This window comes from Algibacter sp. L3A6, from assembly GCF_009796825.1.
In the GTDB taxonomy this organism is placed as follows: Bacteria; Bacteroidota; Bacteroidia; order Flavobacteriales; family Flavobacteriaceae; genus Algibacter.
Window position 1 is genome coordinate 2,769,197 of the sequence record NZ_CP047030.1, and the last position, 14,879, is coordinate 2,784,075.

At 34.5% G+C, this 14,879-nt stretch carries 8 protein-coding genes; all 8 read left to right on the forward strand.

Annotation, left to right across the window (positions count from 1 at the left end):
* Positions 1-2: 2 nt before the first annotated feature.
* Positions 3-1,679 (forward strand): sulfatase, encoded by a 1,677-nt coding sequence (locus GQR98_RS11715; protein ID WP_199270196.1) that lies wholly within the window; start codon positions 3-5, stop codon positions 1,677-1,679.
* 78 nt (positions 1,680-1,757) lie between these two features.
* Positions 1,758-4,430: a hypothetical protein gene (locus GQR98_RS11720; protein WP_159019659.1), complete on the forward strand. Its 2,673-nt coding sequence runs from the start codon at positions 1,758-1,760 to the stop codon at positions 4,428-4,430.
* An 18-nt stretch (positions 4,431-4,448) separates the two neighbouring features.
* Positions 4,449-7,259, forward strand: a complete 2,811-nt coding sequence (locus tag GQR98_RS11725; protein ID WP_159019660.1) for a heparinase II/III family protein — start codon at positions 4,449-4,451, stop codon at positions 7,257-7,259.
* Positions 7,260-7,272: 13 nt separating this feature from the next.
* Entirely contained in the window at positions 7,273-8,148 is an 876-nt protein-coding gene (locus GQR98_RS11730) for an alpha/beta hydrolase (RefSeq protein ID WP_159019661.1), read from the forward strand.
* A 1-nt stretch (position 8,149) separates the two neighbouring features.
* Positions 8,150-10,516 carry a PDZ domain-containing protein gene (locus GQR98_RS11735; RefSeq protein ID WP_159019662.1) on the forward strand — a complete coding sequence of 789 codons (2,367 nt, stop codon included), beginning with the start codon at positions 8,150-8,152 and terminating at the stop codon, positions 10,514-10,516.
* A gap of 23 nt (positions 10,517-10,539) precedes the next feature.
* The gene (locus GQR98_RS11740; protein WP_159019663.1) at positions 10,540-12,096 is read left to right on the forward strand and encodes a sulfatase family protein; all 1,557 of its coding nucleotides are present in this window, start codon (positions 10,540-10,542) and stop codon (positions 12,094-12,096) included.
* A 6-nt stretch (positions 12,097-12,102) separates the two neighbouring features.
* A complete protein-coding gene (locus GQR98_RS11745; protein WP_159019664.1) occupies positions 12,103-13,470 on the forward strand; it encodes an alpha-L-fucosidase in 1,368 nt (455 codons plus the stop codon).
* Positions 13,471-13,563: 93 nt separating this feature from the next.
* Complete coding sequence (locus GQR98_RS11750) at positions 13,564-14,520, forward strand: SGNH/GDSL hydrolase family protein (RefSeq protein WP_233268002.1); 957 nt, start codon at positions 13,564-13,566, stop codon at positions 14,518-14,520.
* Positions 14,521-14,879: the final 359 nt, after the last annotated feature.

The following is a 14,879-nucleotide window of genomic DNA, read 5'->3' on the forward strand; positions in this document are numbered from 1 at the left end:
GAATGATGAGCCAAAAATCTATTTTAAAATTATTAACGGTATTTCTTTTAATAGGAATTGTTTCCTGTAAATCAGAAGAAAAAAAAGAGGTCGTAGTGGTTAAAAAAGAACTTCCTGCTAAACGACCAAATATTATTTTTATGATGTCTGATGATCATGCATATCAGGCCATTAGTGCGTACAGCAATCATTTAATTGAAACACCAAATATAGATCGTATTGCAGACGAAGGAATTAAATTCACCAATGCCTGTGTTTCAAACTCTATTTGTGCGCCATCTAGAGCTACTATTTTAACGGGTAAACATTGCCATATTCATGGTAAAGTGGATAACGTATTTCCTTTCGATGAGTCGCAAACTACCTTTCCACAGTTAATGCAACAGGCAGGCTATAAAACGGCTATGTTCGGTAAATTACACTTTGGTAACAATCCAAAAGGTGTAGATGAATTTAAAATTCTACCAGGGCAAGGGCGTTACTACAATCCTATTTTTAACACCAACGATGGCCAAATTACAGTAGAAGGTTATGTAACGGATATTATAATGGACATGACTTTAGAATGGCTAGAGAAAAACAAAGACGACGAGCAACCATTCATGTTATTTTCAATGCAGAAAGCGCCACATAGAGAGTGGTTACCAGCACCAAGACATTTTAAAGAATATACTAAAAAGACATTTGTTGAGCCAGAAACGTTGTTTGATGATTACGAAGGTAGAGGTACTGCGGCAAAAACTGCAGAAATGAATTTATTAAAGCACATGAATTGGGCTGGAGATGCTAAAATCTATCCAGAGCTTATGGCAGAACTCGGTTTAAAAGATGAGTCTGGTTGGGATTTAGAAGCTTTTGAGCGTGAAGTAGGTGCCATGAATGAAGAACAACGTGCTGTTTGGGATTCTGTTTATCGTCCTGTTATGGAAGATTTCAAAACCAAATATCCAGAAATGGATGATAAGGAATTAATGAAATGGCGTTACCAACGCTACATGCAAGATTACTTAGGTTGTATAGCATCTGTTGATGAAAATGTTGGGCGTTTATTAGATTACATGGAAGATTCTGGTTTAGATGAAAATACTATGGTGATTTATACTTCCGATCAAGGATTTTATTTAGGAGAGCACGGTTGGTTCGATAAGCGTTTTGTTTATGATGAATCGTTTAAAACACCATTATTAATTAAATGGCCAAATGTTATCGAGCCAGGAATTACAAATACCGAAATGGTACAGAATTTAGATTTTGCGCAAACCATTTTAGAAGCTGCTCAAATTGAAGCACCTAGCGATATGCAAGGTGAAAGTTTAGTACCTCTTTTATTAGGGAACGAAGACGAATGGACAAGAGAAGCCGTGTATTATCATTATTACGAATATCCTGGTATTCACATGGTGAAAAGACATTATGCCATTATTACACAAGAATATAAGCTAGCACATTTTTATTATGATGTGGATGAATGGGAACTTTACGATCGTAAAAATGATCCGCAAGAAATGAAAAATGTAGTAAACGATCCTGCTTATGCTGATGTAGTTGTAAAGCTTAAAAAACAACTAGCGGAACTACGTGAACAGTATGGTGATAGTTCGGAGTTAGATCAAGAAATTCTTAGAAAATATCTTGAAGCTCAAAACAACCCAGATATTGAAACGGTGCCGTTGCATTAGAAATAATATTTAAAATATGAAGTCTAAATTTATATTTAGACTTCATACAATAGAAATCATAAAATAGCTTTTAGTTAGATGAAATTATCAAAATTAACCCCCTTATTAATCCTTTTATTTTTAGTAGGAAGCTCTAGCTATGGACAAAAAGCAACAAGCCATCCGAAACTCTATGCTACTAAATCGGATAAGGCTTCAATAGTTGCTAAAATTAAGAATGAAACTTGGGCAAAAGCCTCTTGGGAAAACTTGCTTTCAACAATAGATCCGCATGTAAATCGCCATGTTGAAGATCCAGAATGGATAGTTTCAAGATTAGCGATGTATTGGAAAGATGGAGCTCATTTTACACAGTGCTATATTAAAAATCAAAACTGGGATTATGGTGAAGGCAATGCGCCATTACCAACCGTGCGTTTACCAGGTATGCGTACTTGGAACGATTATATAAACGTGCCATTAGAAGATAGAATTCCGTATAACGAATCGGGAGATTTACTAGGTGTTAGCCGTTCTAGTGCTGATAAAACGCCTGTTTTAATTCCGTATAAGGAAACCGGACACATGATACGTGCTAATAATATGGAAATATTAACGCTAGCCGAACAAGCTGCGTTTGCTTATTATGTAACCGAAGATGAAAAATATGCTAAGTTTTCTTCAGATATTTTATGGGCTTGGTTATTAGGTACCTACTACATGGAGCCACCTTTAGACCCTGAAAAATCAACAAAAGGTCCTGGAGGTTACGAGCCAGGTGGTATTATGGGGTATTATGATTATGAAGTAATTCACGATGATAGACAAATGCCAACTGCTATTGCTTACGATTTTCTTTATGACTATTTAAATGAAAACCCGCACGAGCATTTAAAAGCTATTAATAAAACACCAGCTGATGTTGCAGGTGTTGTTTTTAAGCGTTTTATAGATATCGGACTTATTCGTGGTGGTAAAAAAGGAAACTGGAACGTAAACCGTTATAAGAATGTATTGGGTAGCATGCTTGTTTTAGAGTCTGACGATTTTTATGAAGACGGAAAAGGAAAGGAGTATTACATTCCGTTTTACACCGAAAAGTCTAGTGATTACTGTGCGGCTTTGCCAGAGATAATGGATTATTACAATACAACAACTGGCTTATGGCCAGAATCTCCAGGCTATGCTTCGTCTATGATTCCTTTGGTTTTAGAAATGGGTGTTAAACTTTATAAATCGGGAATCAATACTTTGGCCGGAAATCCAATTATTTCTAAAGCAGCCTTGGCAAATCTTGGTTGGCTTGATGCTCGCGGAAATTTAGTGGTTTTTGGTGATATGCGTGGCGGTCCTGCAAATATTTCATCTTTTGAATCTTTATTAACCTATGCCACTTGGGAAGGCGATACGGAAACGGCCGAAAAAATGGCAACCGTAATCCGTAAAAATATAGCTTCTGGTCAATACGATAGAAATGTGTCTAACTGGCAAGGTATTGTGTTAAACCAACCATTACAAGGTTCAGGAAGCGATTTGCCTTTTCATAAAGCGGCCTATTCTCCTTTTCATAAACACATTATTATGAGAAACGGAAACGATGAAAACAATGGTTTAATGTTTACTTTGTATGGAGGGAAATACCAGTCGCATTTGGCAGAAAATGGTTTGGCTATGCAATTCTATGGTAAAGGTTGGGCTTTAGCGCCTGATGCTTCAGCTTACGAATCGTATTGGTCTTCAGATGCAGGTTATCACAGAGGAATTACAGGTTCTAATACCATTGTTCCTGGATATGGAAAAGGCGATATTACCATAAACGCTATGGATCCAGCTGTAGACACTACAAATGGATTTTATAATACTTCGGAAACATCTCAGAATGTTTCATTTTCTGATGTTTCTGCTGATGAAAAACGACGCTTAGTAGCTATGATTCGTACTTCGGAAACCTCTGGATATTATGTAGATGTATTTAGATCGGATCAAGCTGATAACGATTATATTCATCATAACTTAGGAAATACCGTTACACTTAAAAACACATCAAATAAGGCGTTAAACTTAGAGAACGTTGATGATTTAGGTGTGAAATATGATGACAATTATAGGTTCTTCAAAAATCAAAGAAAGGTAAACTATTCAGAAGATTTTAATGCCACTTGGGATATCAACAGCGTATCACCTGCATTACATGTTAACATGTGGATGATGGGGCAAAACAAAAGAGCACTTTACGCGGTAGATGCACCACCAACAACATTACGTAGTGACATTACGCCTGGGCAAGTAAATAAAAGCCCTGAAACAACACCAACATTAATTATACGTCAAAATGGAATTAACGGAGTTAAAAATCCGTTTGTATCTGTTTTTGAATCTTACGAAACGGGAGAGAAATCAATTAAAACCATTAAAAAAATCAAAACTTCAGAGCATTTTGTGAGTATCGCTGTAAACTCTAAAAATAGCACACAATATATTTTGAATGCTACAGATAGTCAGGTTTATCAAACACCCCAAGATATAGCGTTTCAAGGTACATTTGCGGTTGTTTCCGAAGAAAATAATGCGTTTCAATATTTGTATTTAGGAAAAGGAAAATATATCCAAAAAGGTGATTTAAAAATTGAAGCGGTTAATGATACGGTTACGGCAGAATTAAAAATTGAAAATGGTAAATATTTCTATTCTTCTAATCAACCTGTTTTAATTCAACTAAAAAAAGGGAAGTCTAAAACATATCCTGCGGGACAACATATCGAAATTAAATAGCAAAAAAAGAGTATGAAAATGAGAACGAAATTTTTTTTAATTCCCCTAATGGTTGGTATCATGTGTTGTGCTTCTATGTTGCAAGCACAAGAATCTGGACATCCTAGAATTTATGCTACCAATGCCGCTAAAAAGGATTTTTTAAACAGCATAAAATCTATTGAGTGGAAAAAAAGCTTAGTCGATAAGAAAATTGCTAATCTAGAAAAGTATTTAAAATATGTGGAGAACGACCCAACATGGCTAGTTTCTAGGTTACAAATGAATTGGAAAACAAAGCATAATAAAGTATTTTTAAAAGGAGGGGAGTTTGCTTATTCTGAAGGAACTGCGCCTGTGCCAACCGTTCGTTTTTCTGGAACGCGAGATTGGGCTACCGAATATTCTTCACCTAAATTAGAAGACGTTGAACCTTATTTTGATGATCCTCGTGGTTATTATTTAGCTGATAAAAAAACAAAGAAAAAAGAATGGGTTCACCCATCAAAAATTGGGCATGCCATTGAAGGCACTAACCGCCATATTATGAGTTTGGTTGAAGATGCTTCTTTTTTGTATTGGGTTACTGGCGATAAAAAATATGCTGAATTTGCAAAGCCAGTTTTCGAAACCTATATAGAAGGCATGTATTACAGAGATGCGCCTATCGATTTAGAAAACGGAACACAACAGCGTATTTCTGGATTGGCAACTTTTGAAGTGATTCATGAAAAAATTCTAATTAGTTTACTAACCACATACGATTTTCTGTATGATTATTTTGAAGATGAAAAAGTAAATTTAGATCATAGTGCAGTGGTATTTCAAAAATGGGGCGATCAAATTATTACTAACGGTATACCAGATAATAACTGGAATCTTTTTCAGGCTCGGTTTTTAACCTACGTCGCTTTAACTTTAGATAATAATGATGCTTACAAAAACGGAAAAGGTCGTGAGTACTTTTTAGATCATACGTTTACTACATCTACAGAACGTCAATTATCAATTGAAGAATCGTTGCTAGTTTACGATCAAGAAAATGGTATGTGGCCAGAGTGTGCTTCATATTCTGTGCATGTTATTACCACTTTACTTAATATTTTTACTTTATTAGATAACTCGACTAACAATAATGAGCTTTCTAAATTTCCTATTATAGAGAAAGCAGCATTAGCGTCGTTTCAATATTTATTTCCTAGTGGTTACACGGTAGGTTTTGGCGATTCGAATCATAAAACATTACCTCCAGAAAATTTCGAACTTTTAATTTCAAATTATAGTAAATATAACAATGAAGAAAAAGAAGCGGTTATTTCTGGCTTGTTAGACCAAATGATTTCTAAAGGGGAATATGAGCGTGAGGCAAACGATTTATTTCAATTGTTTTTTTATGTTGATCATTTGAAAAAGGGAGATGCGAACGAAAATGGTTTAGAGAAGTTAACCTCACCAACATTTTATGCATCTAACGTGAGTATGTTTAATCAAAGATTAGGCAAAGGCGATGATGCTATGATGATTTCTACGGCTGGTTCCTTCGGAAACCATTCCCATGTAAATGGTATTTCAATCGAATTATTTGCTAATAAATATGCTTTAGGTCTCGATATGGGTAAAGGTTCTAGTTATTGGCATACAGACCATAGAGAATATTATTCTAGATTTCCGGCTCACAATACGGTTGTAGTCAATGGGGTGTCAGATTATAATGCCATGCGTGGTTACCATCCTTTTAAATTGGATAATAACTTCCCGGAGGTTAGTACAACACCTACTTTTGATAAGTTAACTTTTTCTAAGGTGTCGTTTTTTGAACCAAAGACAAAAGCAAACCAACAACGTTTTACGGCTCTTATAAAATCGAATAGTGAAAAAGGATATATTTTAGATGTATTTCGTTCTAAAAAAGAAGAAGGTGGTAAACAACGTCACGATTATTTTTATCATAATTTAGGACAATCGCTTCAAATTTTAGATTCGAATTCTAAAGCACTTGCTTTAAAATCAACTTCAGATTTTGGAAGTAAACAGGGAGATATTAAAGCTTACGATTATATCACAAATAAAAAGAAGTTGGAAACAACCAAAGATGTTCAGGCACTTTTTAGATTGAAAACTAGCGACGCACCAGATAATTTAATGAAAATTTGGATTAAAGGAAGTGCGGACCAAAGTATTTACACAGCTTTGGCTCCAAAATCTAACGTGTTAAAAAGAGGTTCTGGTACGGCACCTGCTGAGGTTATTGGCGATTCTATACAAACTTTAATTGTAAAGCGTAATGCATCGGCTTGGGTAAACCCATTCGCGATGGTTTTTAATCCTTATTTCGAAGGTGAAGAAAATTCGGTTAATGCAGTATCATATTCAACTATTAGAGACTACCCAAATACGCAAGTTATTGATGTGTTAATGAATGATAAAACGGCTAAGGATCATATCATTCTTAATGCTTCAGAATCTGATATTGTTAAAAATGATGCCCTATATCAAAAAGGGTTACTTTCTGTTACAAGACAATCGGAACAAAGTGATAAATTAGAGTTTTTATTCCTTTCAGGAATGTATAAATTTGAAAATAACGGTTGGGATATTGTAGCAGCTGGCGAGCCATTTACTCTATCTATTGAAAAAACAGACCAAGGGTTTAAGTTTCAAACCGATAAAGCAATCACTATAAACATGCCTTTTGTAAAAGGAGACAAACCTGCGGAATTACGTTTATACGAAAACGGTAAATTAGTAGGAAGTCGAAAAGGAACAACCAATCGTAATAGAGACGATCAGTTAGTTTTTAAAATAGAGAAAGGTTATGAAAACGCAGAAATTGTATTCGATAAAAATTAAAAATATATAGACAATGAATTTTAGAAAAGCGCTTATTACAGTATTAGGTTTAATGATTTTTGCATCATGTAATGGTCAAGAGAATCAAGATGTTGTTACTAAAGATGCGATTTACAAAGTGGTTAATAACGATTCTTTAATGCTTCGTGTTTATTTTCCTGATAACTTTAAAAAGAAGAAAAAATATCCAACTATAGTTTTCTTTTTTGGAGGCGGATGGAATGGAGGAACTATTACGCAGTTTGAAGATCAATCTAAATATTTTGCATCACGAGGTATGGTGACTGCGGTTGTAGATTATCGTGTAAAGAGTCGTAATAAAACCACCCCTTTTGATGCTGTAAAAGATGCGAAGTCGGCTATGCGTTATTTAAAAATTCATGCTAAAGACTTCGGAATCGATACCAAGAAAATGGTTGCTTCTGGAGGATCTGCAGGAGGACATTTAGCAGCTGCAACAACATTGCTTCCTGGGTTAAATGAATCTACAGATGATCTTTCTGTAAGTCCAAAAGCGACTGCTTTAATCTTGTTTAACCCGGTAATAGATAATGGCGAAGGCGGTTATGGTTACGAGCGTATAGGCAATCGTTATATGGAAATTTCACCAATGCATAATATCACAAAAGGCGTACCACCAACTATTTTCTTTTTAGGAGATAATGATAAACACATACCGGTTGCAACAGGAAAAGAATATAAATCTAGAATGGAGGCAGTAGGAAGTCGATGTGATTTTTTAATATATGAAGGGCAAGAACATGGCTTTTTTAATAAGTCTAAAAAGAAAGGTAAATATTACTATGAAACGGTTTATGAAGCCGATTTATTTTTACAATCGCTGGGCTATTTAAACGGAAAAGCAACAATAACTAAAGCTGAAAATTAAGATGAAAAAACTAAGTATAATTGTAATAATTTTTGTTTTTATGATGTCTTGTTCGTCGACCACGGACATTACGGAAATTTATGTGTCTCAAAATGAAGTCGCAAATGCAAACGGAAGTAAAGACGCGCCTTTTTCAAATATTTCTGAAGCTATAAAAAAAGCAACTGAAATAAAATCGGCTAATGCGGGTGCTCAGGTTGTTATTAATATTTTACCAGGAGCATATCGTTTATCGGAAGCTATAAACATACCAGCCTCATTAAGTGGTTTAACGATAAAAGGAGCAGGTGCTTCAGAAGTTAGTATAAAAGGATCTCAGGTTTTAGAGGCTAAATGGAAGGCTTTTAGCAATAATGTTTTTGTAACTAATGTTCCTGCAGGTTTAGATTTCGATCAGTTTTTAGTAAACGGAAAACCACAAATTTTAGCACGTTATCCAAATTATGATGAGAGTGCTCAATATTGGCAAGGCTATGCTGCCGATGCTATTTCTAAAGAGCGTGTTGCAACTTGGGCAAATCCTGAAGGTGCAATTTTTAATGCATTACACAACGGAAGATGGGGCGGTTTTCATTTTGAAATAACAGGAGTTAATGATGATGGAACACCCATTTTAAGTGGAGGACAACAAAACAATAGAGGTTCAAAACCGCACGAAGAATACCGTATGGTAGAAAATGTGTTTGAAGAGCTTGATAGTGCAGGCGAGTGGTTTTTAGATAAAAAACGAAATAAATTATTCTATTGGCCAGAAAGTATAAGTGCTATTAACGATTTAAATCTTGAGGTTTCAGTATTAAAAGATTTAATTCAAGTGGTTGGAACTTTGGAAAATCCTGTAAAAGATGTTACCATTTCGGGTATTAAATTCGAAAATACTACACGTACATTTATGGAAGATTTCGAGCCGTTATTACGTAGCGACTGGACGATTTATCGTGGTGCTGTAGTCTTTTTTGAAGGCACCGAAAACTGTAAACTAGAGCATAGTGAATTTACCAACTTAGGTGGTAACGTTATTATGGCGAGTAAATACAATAAAGGTTTAGAAATTAAAGATAATTACATTCACGATTGTGGAGCGAGTGCTGTTTCATTTGTGGGCGATGTGTCGGCTGTAAGATCACCAGCTTTAACTTATAGAGAGTTTGTGCCTGTAGCAGAAATGGATACTGTTTCTGGACCTAAAGGTGAATTGTATCCGCGTGAATGTTTGGTGGATAATAATTTAATTCACCGTATTGGTCGTGTAGAAAAACAAACGGCCGGTGTGCAAATTGCTATGGCGATGGATATTACGGTAAGTCGTAACAGTATTTACGATGTGCCAAGAGCAGGTATTAATATTGGTGATGGTACTTGGGGCGGACATATTTTAGAGTTTAACGATGTATTTAATACCGTTTTAGAAACTAGCGACCATGGTTCGTTTAACTCATGGGGAAGAGACCGTTTTTGGCATCCAAACCGTCGTATTATGGATAGCTTAACTACAGCTAATCCAGATATGCCAAAATGGGACGCTATAAAAACGACAATTATTAGAAATAACCGTTTTCGTTGCGATCATGGTTGGGATGTTGATTTAGACGATGGTTCATCGAATTATCATATTTATAATAATTTGATGCTAAATAGTGGATTAAAACTGCGTGAAGGTTTTAATCGTGTAGCCGAAAATAATATTATGGTGAATAATTCTCTGCATCCACATGTTTGGTTTGTTAATAGTGAAGATGTTTTTAAACATAATATTGTTCAAAAAAGCTATCAAGATGTAAGATTATCTGGTTGGGGAAAAGAGATGGATTACAACTTTTTTCCGAATGAAGAATCGATGTTGAAAGCACAAATTTACAATAGAGATTTACATAGTGCTTTTGGCGATCCGATGTTTAAAGATCCAGCATCATTAGATTTTTCGGTTGCTGAAAATTCGCCTGCATTAAAAATAGGTTTCAAAAACTTTCCTATGGATCAATTTGGAGTTCAGAATGCAGAGTTGAAAAAAATGGCCAAAACACCAGAAATTCCAGTGATGAGAGATCCTTCCGAAGAAAATAAAAAAGGAAATCTTGTTGTGGCTTGGTTACGTAACGACTTAAAAAGTGTAGAGTCTGAGCAAGAACAATCGGCTTATGGTTTAAATACTCCAGAAGGTGTTATTCTTTTAAAAGTTTGGTCGGGTAGCCCTGCTGTGAAAAATGACGGACTTAAAAAAGGCGATGTGATTCTTGAGGCTGACGGTAAAAAGGTAAAAACTGTAAAAGACTTTTTTCAAATTAATGTTGAAAATAAAACGGATAAATTAGACTTGGTTATCATGCGTAATCAATCGGAAAAGAAAATAACTATTAACACTAAATAAGGATAGCTCTAAAAAATAATATAATGGTTTACGGTAATAACGTTCTAATACTTTGCTTAATCTTAATTTTTAGCCAATTATCATTTGCTTTTCAAGAAAAACAAGAGTTTCCTAACATTGTTTTAATTAATGCCGATGATCTTGGTTATGGTGATTTGAGTTGTTATGGTGCTAGAAAACTTCATACCCCAAATATCGATAAATTAGCTAAAGAAGGACGAATGTTTACAGATGCACATGCAGCCTCGGCAGTTTGTACACCATCACGTTATGCTTTACTTACGGGGGAATATCCTGTTAGACATGGAAGTTTAAATAGTCCTGTTTTTCTTAAGAATAAGTTAGTGATTGATACTCAAAAAGAAACTATAGCTTCCATCCTTAAAAAAGCGGGTTATGCAACTGCTTGTGTTGGAAAGTGGCATCTTGGTTTTGGAACAACTGAACCTGTAGATTGGAATAAACCATTAACACCTGGTCCAAACGAACTTGGTTTTGATTACTATTATGGCGTACCTGTTGTAAATAGTCATCCGCCTTTTGTATATGTTGAAAATCATGATGTAGTAGGATTGACAGAAGATGATCCGTTTGTTTATGGGCAAAAAGCAAAAACAAAAAAAGTTTTTGAGAAAATGCACTTAAATGCTATTGGAGGTGCAGATAAAGCACATGTATTATATGTGGATGATCAAGTAGGAACTCATTTAAAAGATAAAGCCGTTAGTTGGATGAAATCGCAAAAAGAAAACCCTTTCTTTATGTATTTTGCCACAACGAATATTCACCATCCTTTTACACCTGCACCACAATTTATAGGAACTAGTGAAAGTGGTTTGTATGGCGATTTTGTTCATGAATTAGATTGGATTGTTGGTGAAGTTATGCAGACCCTTGAAGAAATGGGCGTAGCGGAAAACACTTTAGTGCTATTTACTAGTGATAATGGAGGTATGTTTAATGCTACAGGACAAGAGGCATGGAAAGATGGACACCGATTAAATGGTGATTTATTAGGGTTTAAGTTTGATGCTTGGGAAGGCGGTCATCGTATTCCATTTATAGCACATTGGCCAAATAAAATAAAGGCAGCCGAAGTTTCTAATCAGTTAATTTGTAATGTTGATATGTTAGCAACTTTTGCAGCGCTTACGGAACAAGAACTTGAAGCAGGACAAGGCATGGATAGTAAAAATTTTTTAGCAGCAATAACTGGTCAAACCAATAAGCAAATAAGAAATGAAGTGTTATTAGCTCCTCAAAAAAAATCACACCTTACTTTACGTAAAGGAAAATGGCTATATATTGGAGCACAAGGTGGTGGAGGTTTTACCTCCAGTAAACAAGGTACCCATGGTTTTGGAGGACCAGCCGCAATAACTTTTGCCGGAGAAATTAATAGTGATATTGAAAATGGTAAAATAAAAAAGGATGCACCTATAGGACAACTTTATAACCTTGAAATAGATATTTCTCAAGCTAATAATCTGTATGCACAATATCCAGAAGTAGTAAAAGAAATGCAAAACAGTTTAGATACATATAAAACAGAAAAGAAAATAACTATAAACACTAAATAAAAGAAAATGAAAAATTTAAACAAAATACTATTGCTAGCATTGGTGATTGCATTAAACACTAATGTGGGTTTTGCTCAAAGTTCTAGCAAGAAAAAATTGTCTGATGACGAACGTATGGAATGGTGGCGCGATTCTAAATTCGGAATGTTCATCCACTGGGGAGCGTATTCTATCATTGGTGGAGAACGTGGTACAAAAATAGCTGGAGGTGGTGCAGAGTGGGCCATGGATAAGTTGGATTACACCGTTAAAGATTACGAGAAATTTCCAGAAATGTTTAATCCTGTTATGTTTGATGCTGATGCTTGGGTAAGTATGGCTAAAAATGCTGGGATGAAGTATATTGTATTGACTTCTAAGCATCATGAAGGTTTTGGATTATGGGATTCTAAAGTGTCTGATTATGACGTGATGGATACGGCACCTTTTAAGCGTGATATTGTGAAAGAACTATCTGAAGCTTGTAAAAAACAAGGTATTAAATTTTGTTTATACTATTCTATCGTAGATTGGCACCATCCGCAAGCACAAGGAAACTTGTATCCAAATTACAACATTGCACAGCATGATGATCCATCGGTTGTAAATCCTGAATTTCCAGAGTATTTTAAAAACTATATGAAACCTCAGGTTAAAGAACTTTTATCTAACTATGGAGACATTGGAGTGGTTTGGTTTGATGGTGATTGGATTTCAGATTATACTACCGAAATGGGAAAAGAACTTTACAGTTTTATTCGTGATATTCAACCTAACACTATTGTAAATAATAGAGTTGATAAAGGTAGAACAGGTATGGATGGTATGAACAATCATCCAGGAGAATTTGCTGGAGATTTTGGAACACCAGAACAAGAAATTCCAGATACAGGAATTGATTCGGATTGGGAAGCTTGTATGACTATGAATGGGTCTTGGGGTTACAAACCATCGGATAATAACTGGAAAAGTAGTGAAGATTTAATAGAGAAATTAGTTGATATCGTTTCTAAAGGTGGTAACTTCTTATTAAACATTGGCCCTGATGGTTTTGGTAGATTTCCTGCTGAAAGTATTAGACGTTTAAATGCTATGGGAGAATGGACAAAAATAAATGGTGAAGCTGTTTATGGTGCTTCTGCAAGTCCTTATGAGAAACCAAAATGGGGTCGTTATACTAAAAAAGATAATGTTGTTTATGCACATGTTTTCGATTGGCCAACAGATGGTGTTTTAAAATTAAATAAAGGTATTAAGGTTAAAAAAGCAACGTTATTATCTGCTCCTGGTAAAACATTAAATGCTTTAGCAACATCTAGAGATGTATTAGTAGATGTTCCAATGTTAGCGCCAGACGCTACGGTTTCTGTTGTTAAAATTGAATTAGCAAACTAATTGAAGTATTAAGTAGATTATATAGTGATTAATAGATAGACAACCTTTGGGTTGTTTGTCTGTTTAAACTAAAAAACATAAAATATATAAAAGATGAATGTTTATAAGGCGTTAATAATTTTTACAATTGCTTTTACATTAAATGTTGGTATTGGGTTTTCTCAAACCATGCCTTATGAAAAACCAGAATGGGGCGCATATACTGAAGGTGAAGAAGGTTTTTTAATGGCACATGTTGTTAATTGGCCAGAAGATGGTAAACTAGTTATAGATAGAGCCATTAAACCAAGAGAGGCAAGATTACTTTCTGATCCTGATAAAAAAATAAAAATAAAAATAAAATTAATTGATGATAAATTAACTGTTTTATTACCTGAAAAGGCACCTAGCTCTCAAATTTCAGTTGTTAAAATTCAATTAATACCAAATGATGATTGGGCAAATTTTGGAAGGTACAGAAAAGCAAATAAAGAATTAAAAGCACCAACTAAAAAGGAAAATAGAGTGGTGTTTATGGGGAACTCTATCACCGAAAAATGGGTGATGTTTCATGCCGATTTCTTCACTGAAAACAATTATGTAGGTCGTGGTATTAGCGGGCAAACTTCATCTCAAATGTTATTAAGGTTCAAGCCCGATGTGGTTAATTTAAATCCGAAAGCAGTAGTGATACATGCAGGAACTAATGATATTGCAGGAAATAGAGGTCCTATTTCTATCGCAGAAATTGCAGATAATATTTTTTCAATGGCCGAAATTGCTAAAGCCAATAACATAAAAGTAGTTTTAGCTTCTGTACTTCCTGCTAGTAGCTATTCTTGGAGTCCGTCGGTAGAACCTATAGAAAAAATTAGCGAACTTAATGGCTTAATTAAAGCATATGCTAAAAAGAATAACATTGTGTATTTAGATTATTACACACCAATGGTAAATGCAGATAAAGGTTTAATAAAGGCTTATGGTAGAGATACGGTACATCCAAATTTAGATGGTTATGCTATTATGGAACCTTTGGTTAAAGCGGCTATAAAGAAGGCTTTGAAGAAGTAGAATTATAAAATCGTTAGTTTAGACTAATATTTTATATTAGTTATATTAAAAAAACATGATTATTACAATATTTGTAATAATCATGTTTTTTTTTGTTTAAAAAGCAATGAAAATTTCACAAAATGCAATGTATAAAATCACTTATTGTTCAAAGTAAGAATTTTATAGTTATATACACCTTTTAGTAATCTTAAAACATAAATAACATATTCTTTATTTTTTTTGGATAAAAACATCATTCATCTAATATTTTGGGGTTTATCTTATTAAAACGGCTATAATTTATACTGAAAAAGTTATAATTAATACTCGCGTATCTACAATAAGTGTAGGTTTATCCTTTATTTTAACTATAAGTG